Below are 16,214 nucleotides of genomic sequence, written 5' to 3'. Positions count from 1 at the left end.
AGATATGTAGGAGGGTTTATATATGAGGGTTCGCGAATCAGAGCTGCCGGGCATAGGACAAAAAGTTGAAATGATTACTAGAAACCGTGATAAAATTTCAATTATCATTCATCATGACGGACGGAGAGAGCTTTACTATTTTGACGAAAACGACCATGAGGAATGTGTTGCCTCCGTGCAGTTTGATGACGCTGAAGCAAGGCAAATGTCTGCAATTCTTGGCGGAATGGCATATAAACCGAAAGCATTAGAACAGGTCGAGTCAGCCCTTGATGATTTGATTATAGAGTGGTGTAAAGCAGAGGCGGGAGCGCCTGCCATTCATCAGACGATTGGTGATTTGAATGTGGGTCAGGAATATCATGTGACGGTCATTGCAATTGTTAAAAAGAATCAGGATAAACAACTGAATCCGAGCTCTGAAACAGTCATTGACGAAGGCGATACACTTGTGATTTCCGGTGAGGGAACCGGACTGAAGAGGCTGATCCGGGAAAAATTAACAGCAAAGGGAGCTTAACCTAGTGTTAAGCCATGTTTAAAACCAGTCTTGATTGGGAAAGTTACCTCAATAAGAAGTTTGGGGGAAAAGAGAATGAATAAACAATGGACCATTATTTTCGCACTTATTTTCACCTTAATTGTCGCTATTTTCGCAGTCATTAATGTTCGATCCGTAGAAGTTGATTACCTGTTTGGAAGATCAGAATGGCCGCTCATTCTTGTTATTTTGGGCTCAGTTTTAATGGGAGCACTGATCGTATTTTCTGTCGGCATTTTTCAGGTAATGAAATTGAAGCGGGAAATAAAAACCTTGCGGAAAGAAAATAGAACAGCAATACATAAACAAGAGGATACTCATCTTGCTGATCAGACTGACACACAGGATGCATCAGCCATGATTGAGAAAAAAGACTAGTTTTCGAATATTATTTGAAACCCCTCAGCCTGCTCTAGTATAATAGGGTGGTTGAGGGGTGAATTTATGTTAGCGTCAAAAATGCGATGGGAAATCCAGCGACCAGATCAGGATAAGGTCAAATCACTCACAGAACAATTGCATATAACACCTCTTGTTGCGTCCCTGCTTGTAAAAAGAGGCTTTGATACGGCAGAAAGCGCTAGGCTGTTTTTACATACAAAGGATGCCGATTTTTATGATCCTTTTGAAATGAAAGGCATGAAAGAAGCGGCAGATCGAATAAAACAGGCGATTTCACAACAAGAAAAGATTATGATATATGGCGATTATGACGCCGATGGGGTTACAAGTACGTCAGTGATGCTTCACACGCTGCAAAAACTGTCGGCTCAAGTTGATTTTTATATACCTGACCGTTTTAAAGAAGGATATGGACCTAATGAACAGGCGTTTCGTTCGATTAAAGAACGGGGCTTCTCTTTGATCATTACGGTTGATACAGGAATTGCCGCTGTGCATGAAGCGAAGGTGGCAAAGGAACTCGGACTGGATGTCATCATTACCGATCATCATGAACCGGGACCGGAGCTTCCGGATGTCCGTGCGATCGTCCACCCGAAGCAGCCTGGCTGCACTTACCCGTTTAAAGAGCTTGCCGGGGTTGGAGTCGCGTTTAAGCTTGCCCACGCTTTATTGGGTGAACTTCCTGATGAACTGCTTGACCTGGCGGCTATCGGCACCATTGCCGATCTAGTCCCGCTGCATGACGAAAACAGATTAATAGCAACACTAGGACTTGAAAGGCTTCGACGGACAAATCGGCTCGGCTTAAAAGAGCTGATTAAGCTGTCAGGCGGAGACATCGGAGAAGCGAACGAAGAAACAGTCGGATTTCAGCTCGCACCAAGGCTGAATGCCGTCGGAAGAATCGAACAGGCGGATCCCGCTGTTCATTTGCTTATGTCAGAGGATTCGTTTGAAGCGGAAGAGCTTGCCGCAGAAATTGACCAGCTGAACAAAGAGCGCCAAAAAATGGTCAGCAAAATGACGGATGAAGCGATTGAAATGGTTGAACAGCAAGGGCTCGATCAAACTGCAATTGTCGTGGCCAAAGCCGGATGGAACCCGGGAGTCGTCGGGATTGTGGCTTCAAAGCTTGTGGACCGTTTCTACCGACCGGCCATTGTTCTTGGTATTGATGAAGAAAAGGGAATCGCTAAAGGTTCGGCCCGAAGCATCAGAGGATTTAATTTATTTGAGAGCCTTTCTGAATGCAGAGATATTCTTCCTCATTTCGGCGGCCATCCAATGGCTGCGGGGATGACGCTGAAAGCCGAAGATGTGCCGGATTTGCGAAGCAGGCTGAATGAAATAGCGGACAATACGCTTACGGAAGAGGATTTTATTCCCGTACAGGAAGTCGACCTTGTCTGCGGCGTCGAAGACATTACAGTTGAAAGCATCGCAGAAATGAACATGCTGTCTCCTTTTGGCATGCTGAACCCGAAACCGCACGTTCTCGTAGAAAATGCAGTACTGGAAGATGTCCGCAAGATAGGGGCAAATAAAACTCATGTCAAAATGACGATCAGAAACGAGTCGTCCCAGCTTGATTGCGTCGGTTTTAATAAAGGCGAGCTTCAAGAAGGCATCGTACCGGGTTCAAGAATTTCCATTGTCGGTGAGATGTCAATCAACGAATGGAACAATCGAAAAAAGCCGCAGCTTATGATAAAGGATGCCGCTGTTTCTGAATGGCAGCTGTTTGATTTAAGGGGAAAACGGACGTGGGAAGACACAGTTTCCGCCCTTCCATCTGCTAAACGGGCCATTGTCTCTTTCAAAGAAGACTCAACAACATTACTTCAAACTGAAGACCTTCGCCGAGAAGTGCACGTCATCAGTTCTAAAGATCAAGCAAAGGCGTTTGACCTCGATGGTGCATATATTGTATTACTGGATCCGCCGCCTTCGCTGGACATGCTCGCACGTTTGCTGGAAGGAAAGGCGCCCGAGCGGATATATTTTATTTTTCTCAATCATGAGGACCACTTTTTATCAACTTTTCCCGCAAGAGACCACTTTAAATGGTATTATGCGTTCTTGCTGAAAAGAGGCGCTTTTGACGTGAAAAAACACGGTTCAGAGCTTGCAAAACATAAAGGCTGGTCCGTTGAAACAATCAATTTCATGACAAAGGTGTTTTTTGATCTCGGTTTTGTTAAAATAGAGAATGGTGTGCTGTCTGTTGTGAGCGGAGCAAAGAAACGCGACTTAACAGACTCACAAACATATCAGGCGAAACAGCAGCTGATGGAACTGGATCAAAAGCTGAATTATTCTTCTGCTGAAGAGCTGAAGGAATGGCTGAATAAGCTGATGAAACAAGATTCAGAGGCTTATGAAAGTACGAGGAGGACATAAAACAGATGGATTTAAAACAATACGTAACAATTGTACCGGATTACCCGAAAGAGGGCGTGCAATTTAAAGATATTACGACACTGATGGATAAAGGCGATGTATACCGCTATGCCACAGATCAAATTGTTGAATATGCGAAAGAAAAGCAAATTGATTTGGTCGTTGGCCCTGAAGCGCGCGGCTTTATTATCGGCTGTCCCGTTGCTTACGCGCTTGGCGTAGGTTTTGCGCCGGTCCGCAAAGAAGGCAAGTTGCCTCGTGAAGTAATCAAAGTGGATTATGGCTTGGAATACGGAAAAGACGTATTAACGATCCACAAAGATGCGATTAAGCCTGGTCAGCGTGTGCTTATTACAGATGACCTGCTTGCGACAGGCGGCACAATTGAAGCGACAATCAAACTTGTTGAAGAACTTGGCGGCGTTGTTGCTGGTATCGCTTTCTTAATCGAGCTTTCTTACCTTGACGGCAGAAATAAGCTCGAAGATTACGACATCTTAACATTGATGAAATACTAAGGATAACCGCATAACGAAAAAGCACTCCATGTCAGGGTGCTTTTTTCCTATTGTTTTGCATTTATTTTATATAATATTTGGCTATTTGAACTTCTGCTCTTTACATCTTTCGTTTTTTTCTTGATAATAAACTACAATACAGTTTACATTTTAAAAAAGGTGATTCCATGGCGAACGAACAAGTATTGACTGCCGAGCAAGTTATAGATAAAGCACGCAGCTATCTATCTGATGAGCATATCGCATTTGTCGAAAAAGCATATCTGTACGCTGAAGATGCTCATCGCGAGCAATACCGCAAATCGGGCGAGCCATATATTATTCATCCGATTCAGGTTGCGGGGATACTCGTTGATCTTGAAATGGACCCTTCCACAATCGCGGGCGGATTTTTGCACGATGTCGTGGAAGATACAGATGTGACGCTCGATGACCTGAAAGAAGCATTTTCCGAAGAAGTGGCAATGCTTGTAGACGGCGTAACGAAACTCGGCAAAATTAAATATAAATCTCAAGAGGAACAGCAGGCGGAAAATCATCGCAAAATGTTTGTCGCTATGGCTCAAGATATCAGGGTCATATTGATCAAGCTGGCGGATCGTCTTCACAATATGCGGACACTGAAACATCTGCCTCAGGAAAAACAGCGGAGAATCTCCAATGAAACGCTGGAAATTTTTGCTCCTTTGGCGCATCGTCTCGGGATTTCAAAAATTAAGTGGGAATTGGAAGATACGGCGCTCCGTTATTTGAACCCTCAGCAATATTACAGAATTGTCAACCTCATGAAGAAGAAACGTGCAGAACGAGAGCTTTATGTCGATGAGGTTGTCAATGAAGTGAAGAAACGTGTCGAAGAAGTAAATATCAAGGCTGACTTCTCGGGACGCCCGAAACATATTTACAGCATTTATCGAAAAATGGTGCTGCAAAATAAGCAATTCAATGAAATTTACGATTTGTTGGCTGTCCGTATTCTTGTGAATAGCATAAAGGACTGCTACGCGGTGCTTGGCATCATTCACACATGCTGGAAACCGATGCCAGGCAGATTCAAAGATTATATCGCAATGCCGAAGCCGAATATGTATCAATCGCTTCATACAACGGTTATTGGGCCTAAAGGCGATCCGCTTGAAGTGCAGATCCGCACCTTTGAAATGCATGAAATAGCGGAATACGGGGTTGCGGCTCACTGGGCTTATAAAGAAGGGAAAGCAGCCAATGAAGGTGCAACCTTTGAGAAAAAGCTTTCTTGGTTCCGTGAAATTTTAGAATTTCAAAATGAATCGACAGATGCAGAAGAATTTATGGAATCGCTCAAAATTGATTTGTTCTCTGACATGGTGTATGTCTTTACGCCAAAAGGAGATGTAATCGAGCTTCCGTCCGGTTCTGTTCCGATTGACTTTTCTTACCGGATTCACTCTGAAATCGGCAATAAAACAATCGGTGCCAAAGTAAACGGAAAAATGGTTACGCTTGACCATAAGCTTCGGACAGGTGATATCGTTGAAATTCTCACCTCTAAGCATTCCTACGGTCCGAGCCAGGATTGGGTGAAGCTTGCCCAAACATCCCAAGCGAAGCATAAAATCCGTCAATTCTTTAAGAAACAGCGGCGTGAAGAAAATGTCGAAAAAGGCCGTGAGCTGGTCGAAAAAGAAATTAAAAACTTGGATTTTGAATTGAAGGATGTTTTAACGCCGGAGAATATTCAAAAGGTTGCTGACAAATTTAATTTCTCAAATGAAGAGGATATGTACGCGGCGGTCGGTTACAACGGCATCACAGCTCTGCAGGTGGCGAACCGCCTAACAGAAAAAGAGAGAAAGCAGCGCGACCAGGAAGAACAGGAAAAGATCGTTCAGGAAGTCACTGGGGAACCTAAGCCATACCCGCAAGGAAGAAAACGGGAAGCTGGCGTTCGTGTCAAGGGCATTGACAACCTCCTTGTCCGTTTATCAAAATGCTGCAATCCTGTGCCAGGTGATGATATTGTCGGCTTTATCACAAAAGGCAGAGGGGTTTCGGTCCATCGCGAAGACTGTCCGAATGTCAAAACGAATGAAGCCCAAGAGCGGCTGATCCCGGTAGAGTGGGAACATGAGTCACAAGTTCAAAAGCGCAAGGAATACAATGTTGAGATAGAGATTCTTGGGTATGACCGCCGCGGATTGCTGAACGAGGTACTCCAGGCAGTGAATGAAACGAAAACCAATATTTCATCTGTCTCTGGCAAATCGGATCGCAATAAAGTGGCAACCATCCATATGGCGATTTTTATCCAGAATATCAATCACTTGCATAAAGTCGTCGAGCGTATTAAACAGATTAGAGATATCTATTCTGTGCGCCGCGTCATGAACTAAAGGGGTTAGAAAATGAGATTAGTTGTTCAGCGAGTAACAGAAGCAAGCGTTACAGTGGACGAAGAGGTCGTCGGCCAAATTGGACAAGGCCTTATGGTGCTGGTCGGCATCACTCACGATGATACAGAAGATGATGCAGCTTATTTAGCCGATAAAGTTGTCAATCTCCGTATTTTCGATGACAGTGAAGGGAAAATGAATCTGTCTCTTGTAGATATAGGAGGAGAGATTTTATCCGTCTCACAGTTTACGCTTTATGGAGATACGAAAAAAGGGCGCCGGCCGAACTACATGAACGCGGCCAAACCTGATAAAGCTTTAGGTCTTTATGAAAAATGGAATGACCTGCTTCGTGAAAAAGGAATCAAAGTGGAGACCGGAACGTTTGGAGCAATGATGGATGTTCAGCTTACAAACTCCGGACCGGTCACGCTCATTATGGATTCAAAATAAAAAAAGCTGCCAAAAGGCAGCTTTTTTTATTGGAAGTATTTCTCTAATCCGCTTTCGATCCCATCTGTTACTTTTTCTTGGTATGAATTGCTATGTACAATGGCTTCTTCCTGCGGATGGCTTACATATCCCAGCTCGTACAGCATAGCGGGCTGTCTGTTTTCCCGGAGCACATAATAATCTCCGAATAATACGCCGCGGTCTGGAATGGAAGAACGCTTCACCACTTCTGAGTGGACATCTGATGCGAGTTCCTGATCTTTGGCAGGACTGTAGTAATATGCTGTACTGCCTCTTGTAGAGGTATCCGCATAGCTGTCATAATGAATGCTGATAAAGGCGTCAGCGTTACGGTAGTGAGAGGTAGAGACCCGTGACTGCAGGCTGACAAAGGTATCATCCTGGCGTGTCACATATACATCCGCTCCAGCCGATCTAAGTTTGCTGGCGAGCAGTTTTGCCGTTTTGATCGTCAGGTTTTTCTCGAATTTCCCCGAATACCCGATCGTTCCGCTGTCTTTTCCTCCATGTCCCGGGTCAACAATAATCGTTTTATTGTTTAGAGAGCCGTTTCCAGACGGGGAATCAGAGACTGGCGGTTCACCTGCTTCTTCTGCGCTTTTAGACGTTTGGACCACCCAATTGGCTACATAAGCAGTCTGCCCGTTATCAAGCTTTATTTCATACCAGCTTCCCTTTGAACCGGTAATGGTGTATGAATCTCCTTTGGCAGCGCGCTCAACGATCGAAGCTGATGTTGACGCATCACTTCTTAGATTCGTTCCTCCGTACATGATATAGGCTTTTTTAGCGGAGGATGAACTGCCGGCATTTGCTGAATCATCAGCTGGAACAGAACTAGTCAAAAGGTAATGGCTTGCAACCCAGCCTTTTAGCCCGTTCACCTCAATGTGAGCCCAGCCATTTTTCTCGTTGAGAACCGTCAGTTTCGTTCCGCGATCAAGTTTTGTTATAATTGCCGCGTCATGTGAGGCGGAGGCTCTTACATTTAGCGAAGAAACACCGACTGTGCCCGTCGTTGACGCACCGGAATCCTCGGTTTGGTCACTCTCATCAGACGCTGAACTGCTGCCTCCTGATGTGACATATTCAGATGATACCCATCCGGTGGCACTGTGATAGGATATCTTGATCCAGCCCGAATCTTTATCAATGACAGATGCTTGGCTGCCTTGCGGGAATTTGCCGATGACTTCGTAGGAAGTGCCCGGGCCGCTTCTCATCCGCAGATCGGGGTCTGTTGATGTCACAGTGTCACTGCTTCCTGAGGAGCTTGTGCTGGCCTGGTCTTCCTTTGTAATAAGCCAGGAGACTACCCAGCCCTTTTCTCCAGAACCAAGCTGTATCTGCACCCAGTCTCCATCTTCCTTTAAAATTGGATAGCGTTCTCCCTTTTTTACTTCCGCTGTAATGCCGTAGCTAAGCCCTGGGCCGCTTCTGACGTTCATTTCATCTGTTGCGATGACCGCTTCTCCTTGAGCAGCTGTAACGGATGAAAAGGTCGGGAATAGCGCTGAGGTGAAAATAATACATACAATAAGGACAAAGTATTTCTTGTTCATTGTGTCCTCCTTTCTGATGATCATTAAAAAAGCATTCTTGTTTAATATCGTAAAGTCCTTTCTGATTTTTAAATAAAAATAAAATGATTTGTTTATACTAAGCGTAAATACAATCAAAAAGGTGTGCAAATCATGAAATATCATCCAAAAATGGGACGTGCATTTCACGACGGTGAAGCGAATCTGCATTACAGCGATCACGCAGATCCCGATACGACTGGTTATCTTACGGAAACAGCATCTGAATTTGGTCTTATGTCCAAAGAAGCAGCGCTGAGGAAAAACAACCGGAATAAAGCTTGACAGAGAACCCCAATCCCATTATTATAATAGAAATTGAGTACATAGCAAATGATGAAAGATTTGAACCAATAATGGAGAAGAGTAGGTCAGATTGCATGATTAGAGAGGAACCCGCCCCAGGCTGAAAGCGGATCCCATTGCGTCTTTCTCGAAACAACACTCCGGAGGTTTCCTGCTGAACGCGTGAATAACGCCATTAGGCAGTGAACGTGAACCTGCGTTAAAGGATCGAGCGGGAATATGAACGTATTCCAACTAGGGTGGCACCACGGGTATAACTCTCGTCCCTACTATCATGTATAGTAGGGGCGGGAGTTTTTTTCATTTTCATCATTAACGATCATTGGATATTTTATAAGGAATACATAAGGAGGTCTACCTATGGGATATAACATTCCGAGAGGAACACAGGATATTCTGCCTGGAGAATCAGATCGCTGGCAGTTTGTTGAACAAATTATGAGAGACACTTGCCGCACTTATCAATATAAAGAAATCCGCACACCGATTTTTGAGCATACAGAACTGTTTGCCAGAGGCGTCGGAGAATCAACGGATATCGTACAAAAAGAAATGTATACCTTCGAGGACCGCAAAGGCAGAAGCCTGACGCTTCGTCCGGAGGGAACAGCTGCTGCGGTTCGCGCTTTTAATGAAAACAAGCTGTTCGCAAATCCTGTACAGCCGACAAAGCTTTATTATGTCGGGCCGATGTTCCGTTATGAACGTCCTCAGACGGGCCGTTACCGCCAGTTTTATCAGTTTGGAATTGAAGCGATTGGTTCGAAAGACCCTGCAATCGACGCTGAAGTAATGGCGCTTGCGATGAGTATTTATGAAAAAGCAGGTTTAGAAAACGTTAAGCTTGTCATAAACAGTCTCGGCGATCAAGATAGCCGCAAAAGCTACAGAGAAGCGCTCGTGAAACACTTCGAGCCTCGCATCGAAGAATTTTGTTCAGACTGCCAGTCCCGGCTGCACACGAACCCGCTTAGAATTTTGGACTGCAAAAAAGACCGTGATCATGAGCTGATGAAATCGGCACCTTCGATTTTGACATATTTAAATGAAGAATCAGCCGCTTATTTTGAAAAAGTGAAACAATACTTAAATGATCTTGGCATTTCGTATGAAATCGATCCGAACCTTGTGAGAGGGCTGGATTATTACAACCACACCGCATTTGAAATTATGAGCAATGCGGAGGGCTTTGGCGCGATTACGACACTTGCCGGCGGCGGACGCTACGACGGGCTTGTCGAACAGATCGGCGGACCTGAAGCACCGGGCATCGGATTTGCGATGAGCATCGAACGCTTGCTTGCCGCAATTGATGCTGAAAAAAGAGAGCTGCCTGTTGATAAGGGAATCGACTGCTATATCGTCACACTCGGCGAAAAAGCAAAGGATTATTCTGTTTCATTGGTGTACAAACTGAGAGAAGCAGGCATTTCCAGTGAAATCGATTATGAAAATAAGAAAATGAAAGGCCAGTTTAAAACAGCTGATCGCTTAAAGGCCAGATTTATTGCGATTTTGGGTGAAGATGAGCTTGCCCAAAACAAAATCAATGTAAAGGATGCACAGACGGGCGAACAGATTGAAGTGGCACTTGATGAATTTATACATGTGATGAAGGCAAACCAAAAGGGATAAGGAGTGAAACGCATTGTTTGGAAGAACATATTATTGCGGTGATATAACTGAAAAAGCAATTGGCGAATCTGTAACGCTGAAAGGCTGGGTCCAAAAAAGACGAGACCTCGGCGGATTGATTTTTATTGACTTGCGTGACCGTACGGGCATTGTTCAAGTCGTTTTTAACCCTGATGTGTCAAAAGAAGCGCTTGCTATTGCGGAAGGCATCAGAAATGAATACGTGCTTGATATTCAAGGAAAAGTGGTGGCGCGTGAAGAGGGAACAGTTAATCCGAATTTGAAAACAGGCGCGATCGAAATACATGCTGATGGAGTGAACGTATTAAATGCTGCAAAGACACCTCCATTTGCGATTTCTGATCAAGCTGAAGAAGTGTCAGAGGACGTTCGTTTAAAACACCGTTACTTAGATTTGCGCAGACCGGCTATGTTCCAGACGATGCAGCTGCGCCATAACGTGACGAAAGCTGTTCGCAGCTTTTTAGATGAAAATGGGTTTCTTGATATTGAAACGCCGATTTTAACAGGAAGCACGCCTGAAGGCGCACGTGACTACTTGGTGCCGAGCCGTGTGCACGAAGGTGAGTTCTACGCGCTGCCGCAGTCTCCGCAGCTATTTAAACAGCTTCTGATGGTATCAGGCATTGAACGATATTATCAAATTGCCCGCTGTTTCCGCGATGAAGACTTGCGTGCGGACCGTCAGCCTGAGTTTACGCAAATTGATATTGAAATGTCCTTTATGAGCCAGGAAGACATTATGTCATTGGCTGAGGAGATGATGGCAAAGGTTATGCGTGAAACAAAAGGTGAGGAACTTCAGCTTCCTCTTCCTCGAATGACGTATGACGAAGCAATGAACAAGTACGGGTCTGATAAACCGGATACGCGTTTTGACATGCTTTTGACGGATGTGTCTGACATTGTAAAGGATACGGAATTTAAAGTGTTCTCATCAGCTGTAGCAAACGGCGGCGTGGTCAAAGCCATCAATGTAAAAGGCGGTGCCGGCGATTACTCCAGAAAAGACATCGACGCTCTTGGCGCTTTTGCTGCAAACTACGGGGCAAAAGGGCTTGCCTGGGTGAAGGTTGAGGCAGACGGAGTGAAAGGCCCGATCGCTAAATTCTTTGATGAAGAAAAGCAGTCTAAGCTGATTGAAGCACTTGATGCTGCTGAAGGTGATTTGCTGCTGTTCGGAGCGGATCAATTCGAAGTTGTGGCCGCATCACTCGGCGCCCTGCGCTTAAAGCTTGGGAAAGAACGCGGACTGATTGACGAAAAATTGTTCAATTTCTTATGGGTCATCGACTGGCCGCTATTAGAGCATGATCCGGAAGAAGGCCGTTTTTACGCAGCGCACCATCCGTTCACAATGCCTGTCCGAGAAGACCTTGAGCTGATTGAAACAGCGCCTGAAGACATGAAAGCGCAAGCTTATGACCTCGTCTTAAACGGCTATGAGCTTGGCGGCGGTTCAATCCGTATTTTCGAAAAGGATATTCAGGAAAAAATGTTTGCGCTTCTCGGCTTCTCACCAGAAGAAGCGGCTGAACAGTTCGGATTCCTGCTGGAAGCATTTGAATACGGCGCTCCTCCGCACGGCGGAATCGCACTCGGCTTAGACCGTCTCGTTATGCTTCTCGCTGGACGTACGAACCTGAGAGATACGATTGCATTCCCGAAAACGGCAAGTGCAAGCTGCCTGATGACAGAAGCGCCAGGCGAAGTAAGCGACGCCCAGCTTGACGAGCTTCATCTTTCTATCAAGAAAAAAGTTAAGAACTGAATTTGCAGTTCGATTCTTGAAAATCAAAATCGTCTGTGATATGATTTTGACAAGTTAAATAAAGTCCTGATGTGTTAGTTGTACACCTAGTTTTGACCGAACATTTTTTTGATTTGGGAGCCCGCATTTTTAAATGGCGTACATGCCTCTTTTCATTCGGTAAAGAGGACTTACAAGATTTAAAAGAGGGCACCCACCTGCTGAGAGCGGGTTCAAAACAAAGGAAAGCTGCAACGGCACTATTGGGACTTTATTTTTTGTGCGCAGAAAAAACGGCTGCTCATGGATCAGCCATTTTATAGATGAAACCAGAATACGAATGTGGAGTGAGGTTCTTGTTACACCAGTTTTCACGCAATGAATTAGCTATCGGAAAAGAAGGCCTTGAAACGCTGAAAAACAGCACAGTTGCTGTGCTTGGAGTCGGGGGAGTCGGGTCGTTCGCGGCGGAAGCTCTCGCGCGGTCAGGCGTCGGCCGCATTCTGCTTGTCGACAAAGATGATGTCGACATTACAAATGTAAATCGTCAGCTTCACGCGCTGCTTTCAACTGTCGGACAGCCGAAAGTTGATTTAATGAAGGCGCGGATCGCAGACATTAACCCGGAGTGTGAAGTGATCGCGTTAAAAATGTTCTATACGGAGGAAACGTATGAGCAGTTTTTTGACTATGATCTTGACTATGTCATTGATGCGTCAGACACCATTTGTTATAAAATTCATTTAATGAAAGAATGTCTAAAACGGGATATTCCGCTCATCTCCAGCATGGGTGCTGCAAATAAAACGGATCCGACACGCTTCCAAATCGCTGATATCTCAAAAACGCACACTGATCCAATTGCGAAGGTCGTTCGTACGAAATTACGCAAGGAGGGTATCAAAAAAGGCGTTCAAGTGATTTTCTCTGATGAAAGCCCGATTGTTATTCGGGAAGATGTCAGAAAAGAAGTGGGGAATGACGAAGCGAAAATACGTAAAGCAAAAATGCCGCCTTCCTCTAATGCTTTTGTGCCGTCAGTTGCAGGTTTGATTATGGGCGGACATGTTGTCATGGATCTTTTGAAAGACATTGAAATCAAACGTGTGAAGGATAAATAATGCATAAAAACAGCCTTGATGATCAAGGCTGTTTTTTTGTTTTATTTTCTTTTCATTAATTTATCGTACACCTGCTTTAAGGCAGATTCGAACTTTCCAGTCTGTTTCGGCTTATAGTATTGCTTATTTTTCAGAGGATCAGGGAGGTATTGTTGTTCGACCCAACCGTTGTCGTAATTGTGCGGGTATTTATAGTCGATTCCTCTTCCTAATTCCTGAGCTCCTTTATAATGCGCGTCTTTTAAATGCTTCGGGACATCCCCAATTTTTCCGGCTCTGATATCTGCCAGGGCCTCATCGATTGCCAGAATGGCAGAGTTTGATTTCGGTGAGAGGCAAAGCTCAATAACTGCGTTGGCCAGCGGGATTCGCGCTTCAGGAAACCCGACTCGCTCAGCGGTCTGAATAGCGTTCAGCACTCTAGGGCCGGCTTGCGGGCTTGCTAAACCGATATCCTCATAGGCGATAACAAGCAATCGTCTTGCGATGCTCTCCAGATCACCGGCTTCAATTAATCTAGCCAAATAGTGAAGAGCAGCGTTGGCATCAGAGCCGCGGATTGATTTTTGAAAAGCGGACAGTACATCATAATGCGCGTCACCATCTTTATCGTGAGAAAAGCTTTTTTTCTGCAAGCATTCTTCCGCGGTTTCTAATGTAATGTGAATTTCACCGTCTGCTGACTCCTTCGTTGACAACACGGCAAGCTCAAGCGCATTTAAAGCGGAGCGGACATCTCCTCCGCATCCGTGGGCAAAATGCTCCATCGCCTGATCATCAATGGATACAGAATAGGTGCCAAGGCCCCGATGCTCATCATGGAGCGCACGTTCCAGTGCCTGTTTAATCAGTTCAGGTGTTAACGGTTCAAGCTCAAAAATCTGGGTCCGGCTTCTGATCGCCGGATTAATGGCATGATACGGGTTAGCCGTCGTTGCTCCGATCAAAATGATCATTCCGTTTTCTAAATAGGGTAATAGAAAATCCTGTTTTCCTTTATCCAGCCTGTGGACTTCATCCAGAATCAAAATCACTTGGCCGGACATCTTGGCTTCCTGAGCTACGATTTCCATATCTTTTTTATTGTTAATGACAGCATTCAGCTTTCGAAAAGCAATACTTGTTGAACCGGCGATTGCTGTTGCGATTGATGTTTTTCCAATTCCGGGCGGCCCGTACAAAATCATGGATGACAAATGTTTTGCCTGGACCATTCTGCCAATAATTTTATCTTCAGCCACCAGATGCTGCTGGCCGATAATATCCTCTATTTTTGTCGGACGCATCCGATATGCCAATGGCTTCATCTATCATCTCTCCTTACTTAATTACAGGGTAACGGAAAACCGTACATTAGAAAAGGGTAAAGGCCCCTTTCCTTCTGCCTCAATGAAAATTCGCTGAAGGTATGTTATAATAACAGTTGGTCTATAAGATAATAAACGGACGAAACATATAGAAATTACCATTATAAATGTGGAAAATCATGAAATAACAGAGGTGTTCATGTTGAAAATATCAACTAAGGGAAGATACGGGCTCACCATTATGATCGAGCTTGCAAAAAAGCACGGTGAAGGCCCGACTTCATTAAAAAGCATCGCACAGACGAATAATTTGTCCGAGCATTATTTGGAGCAGCTGGTATCGCCGCTCAGAAATGCCGGTTTAGTGAAAAGCATCAGAGGCGCATATGGCGGATATGTATTAGGCAGTGAGCCGGATGCCATTACTGCGGGAGATATTATCCGTGTGCTTGAGGGGCCGATCAGCCCTGTTGAAGTGCTGGAAGATGAGGAGCCTGCCAAGCGTGAGCTCTGGATTCGCATCCGGGATGCTGTAAAAGAGGTTTTAGACAGTACAACATTAGAGGATCTTGCCAGCTATACAGACGGAGAGCAAGAAGCTTATATGTTCTATATTTAGATCAGAGGTGTAAACATAATGGAACGGATTTATTTAGATCATGCCGCAACGTCTCCGATGGATGAGCGCGTGCTGGAACAAATGATACCGCACTTCTCCGGCAGTTTCGGTAATCCCTCCAGTATTCATTCATTTGGCAGAGAATCTCGAAAATGGGTGGATGAAGCAAGAGCGCAGATCGCAGCAGAAATCGGAGCGGCAGAGCAGGAGATCATTTTTACAAGCGGGGGAACGGAAGCTGATAACTTGGCGATCATGGGAACCGCACTTGCAAGAAAAGATCTTGGCAGACATATCATCACAACAAAAATTGAGCATCACGCCGTGCTTCACACATGTGAAAAACTTGAGGGAGACGGATTTGACATAACGTATCTGGACGTTGACCAAAATGGAAGAGTCAGTGCAAAACAGGTGAAAGAAGCACTGCGTGATGATACAATCCTTGTGACAGTGATGTATGGAAATAATGAAGTCGGAACAGTGCAGCCGATCGAAGAAATCGGTGAGCTGTTAAAGGAACACAAAGCTTATTTTCATACCGATGCTGTTCAGGCATTCGGGTTGCTGCCAATTGATGTGAAAAACAGCCATATTGACCTTCTGTCTGTTTCCGGGCACAAGCTCAACGGGCCAAAAGGGACAGGCTTTTTATATGCTAGTAAAGATGTGAAGCTTTCACCCCTTTTATTCGGAGGAGAGCAAGAAAGAAAACGCCGTGCCGGAACGGAAAATGTTCCAGGCATTGTCGGGCTGAAAGAAGCGATCAAGCTGTCAAGTGAAGAACGTGACGAAAAAAACGAGAAGTATCAATCGTTTAAAGCAATCTTTGCCGACACGCTTAGAGATGCAGGTGTGGCATTCGAGGTCAACGGGGACAAAGAGCATAGTCTGCCGCATGTTCTGAATCTTTATTTCCCCGGTGTGTCAGTGGAAGCGCTGCTGGTTAATCTTGATATGGCTGGTGTCGCTGTCTCCAGCGGTTCAGCGTGCACGGCCGGTTCAGTCCTGCCGTCACATGTTCTGACTGCTATGTTCGGCGAAGAGAGTGACCGGCTGACGTCCTCTATTCGAATCAGCTTCGGCCTCGGCAATACGGCTGAGCAAGTGAAAACTGCTGCCAAACATGTGGCCGACGTTGTCAAACGGCTGACATAATAAGGCG

At 45.1% G+C, this 16,214-nt stretch carries 14 protein-coding genes, 1 other RNA gene and 1 other annotated feature; of the genes, 13 read left to right on the top strand and 2 right to left on the bottom strand.

All coding sequences use genetic code 11. The features are described from left to right. Positions 1-22 precede the first annotated feature (22 nt). The 6 genes from NST22_RS14130 (at position 23) to dtd (ending at position 6,689) form a co-directional block, all read left to right on the top strand. A complete protein-coding gene (locus tag NST22_RS14130) occupies positions 23-520 on the top strand; it encodes a cation:proton antiporter regulatory subunit (RefSeq protein ID WP_003229739.1) in 498 nt (165 codons plus the stop codon). 75 nt (positions 521-595) lie between these two features. Continuing rightward, positions 596-919, top strand: coding sequence for a lipopolysaccharide assembly LapA domain-containing protein (locus NST22_RS14125; RefSeq protein WP_003229740.1), 324 nt, complete (start codon positions 596-598; stop codon positions 917-919). Positions 920-985: 66 nt separating this feature from the next. Further along, a complete protein-coding gene (recJ, locus tag NST22_RS14120) occupies positions 986-3,346 on the top strand; it encodes a single-stranded-DNA-specific exonuclease RecJ (RefSeq protein ID WP_003246110.1) in 2,361 nt (786 codons plus the stop codon). 5 nt (positions 3,347-3,351) lie between these two features. Next, positions 3,352-3,864, top strand: coding sequence for an adenine phosphoribosyltransferase (locus tag NST22_RS14115; RefSeq protein ID WP_003229745.1), 513 nt, complete (start codon positions 3,352-3,354; stop codon positions 3,862-3,864). Positions 3,865-4,031: 167 nt separating this feature from the next. After that, positions 4,032-6,236 (top strand): GTP diphosphokinase, encoded by a 2,205-nt coding sequence (relA, locus tag NST22_RS14110; RefSeq protein WP_003229747.1) that lies wholly within the window; start codon positions 4,032-4,034, stop codon positions 6,234-6,236. A gap of 12 nt (positions 6,237-6,248) precedes the next feature. Further along, entirely contained in the window at positions 6,249-6,689 is a 441-nt protein-coding gene (dtd, locus tag NST22_RS14105; RefSeq protein ID WP_004398689.1) for a D-aminoacyl-tRNA deacylase, read from the top strand. A 26-nt stretch (positions 6,690-6,715) separates the two neighbouring features. On the opposite strand, the gene NST22_RS14100 is transcribed toward dtd, so the two are convergent. Further along, positions 6,716-8,272, bottom strand: a complete 1,557-nt coding sequence (locus NST22_RS14100; RefSeq protein WP_004399040.1) for an SH3 domain-containing protein — start codon at positions 8,270-8,272, stop codon at positions 6,716-6,718. A gap of 132 nt (positions 8,273-8,404) precedes the next feature. Here NST22_RS14100 and NST22_RS14095 point away from each other — a divergent pair, with 132 nt between their 5' ends. The 5 genes from NST22_RS14095 to NST22_RS14075 all read left to right on the top strand — a co-directional run bounded on the left by NST22_RS14095 (position 8,405) and on the right by NST22_RS14075 (position 13,123). Next, on the top strand, positions 8,405-8,575 hold the full coding sequence (locus NST22_RS14095; RefSeq protein WP_004399157.1) for a YrzK family protein: 171 nt from the start codon (positions 8,405-8,407) through the stop codon (positions 8,573-8,575). Positions 8,576-8,634: 59 nt separating this feature from the next. After that, positions 8,635-8,867: a binding site (T-box leader), on the top strand. Between the two features lie 89 nt (positions 8,868-8,956). Next, the gene (hisS, locus tag NST22_RS14090; RefSeq protein ID WP_003229755.1) at positions 8,957-10,231 is read left to right on the top strand and encodes a histidine--tRNA ligase; all 1,275 of its coding nucleotides are present in this window, start codon (positions 8,957-8,959) and stop codon (positions 10,229-10,231) included. A 13-nt stretch (positions 10,232-10,244) separates the two neighbouring features. Next, the gene (gene aspS / locus NST22_RS14085; protein WP_003229758.1) at positions 10,245-12,023 is read left to right on the top strand and encodes an aspartate--tRNA ligase; all 1,779 of its coding nucleotides are present in this window, start codon (positions 10,245-10,247) and stop codon (positions 12,021-12,023) included. 60 nt (positions 12,024-12,083) lie between these two features. Then, a non-coding RNA gene (ssrS, locus tag NST22_RS14080) (6S RNA) lies at positions 12,084-12,276 on the top strand. 82 nt (positions 12,277-12,358) lie between these two features. Then, positions 12,359-13,123 (top strand): tRNA threonylcarbamoyladenosine dehydratase, encoded by a 765-nt coding sequence (locus NST22_RS14075; protein ID WP_003229763.1) that lies wholly within the window; start codon positions 12,359-12,361, stop codon positions 13,121-13,123. 41 nt (positions 13,124-13,164) lie between these two features. Here the strand turns inward: NST22_RS14075 and NST22_RS14070 are convergent, their stop codons facing one another. Further along, complete coding sequence (locus NST22_RS14070) at positions 13,165-14,430, bottom strand: replication-associated recombination protein A (RefSeq protein ID WP_004398500.1); 1,266 nt, start codon at positions 14,428-14,430, stop codon at positions 13,165-13,167. A gap of 202 nt (positions 14,431-14,632) precedes the next feature. Between NST22_RS14070 and cymR the strand changes: the two genes are divergently transcribed. Both cymR and NST22_RS14060 read left to right on the top strand, forming a co-directional pair. Continuing rightward, on the top strand, positions 14,633-15,049 hold the full coding sequence (cymR, locus tag NST22_RS14065) for a cysteine metabolism transcriptional regulator CymR (RefSeq protein WP_003225879.1): 417 nt from the start codon (positions 14,633-14,635) through the stop codon (positions 15,047-15,049). 18 nt (positions 15,050-15,067) lie between these two features. Beyond that, entirely contained in the window at positions 15,068-16,207 is a 1,140-nt protein-coding gene (locus tag NST22_RS14060; protein WP_003246057.1) for a cysteine desulfurase family protein, read from the top strand. The last annotated feature ends 7 nt before the right edge of the window (positions 16,208-16,214 follow it).

This window comes from Bacillus sp. PS237 (assembly GCF_037963345.1).
In the GTDB taxonomy this organism is placed as follows: Bacteria; Bacillota; Bacilli; order Bacillales; family Bacillaceae; genus Bacillus; species Bacillus subtilis.
The sequence above is the reverse complement of the archived record's forward strand: the minus strand, read 5'-3'. Positions and strand labels throughout refer to the sequence as shown.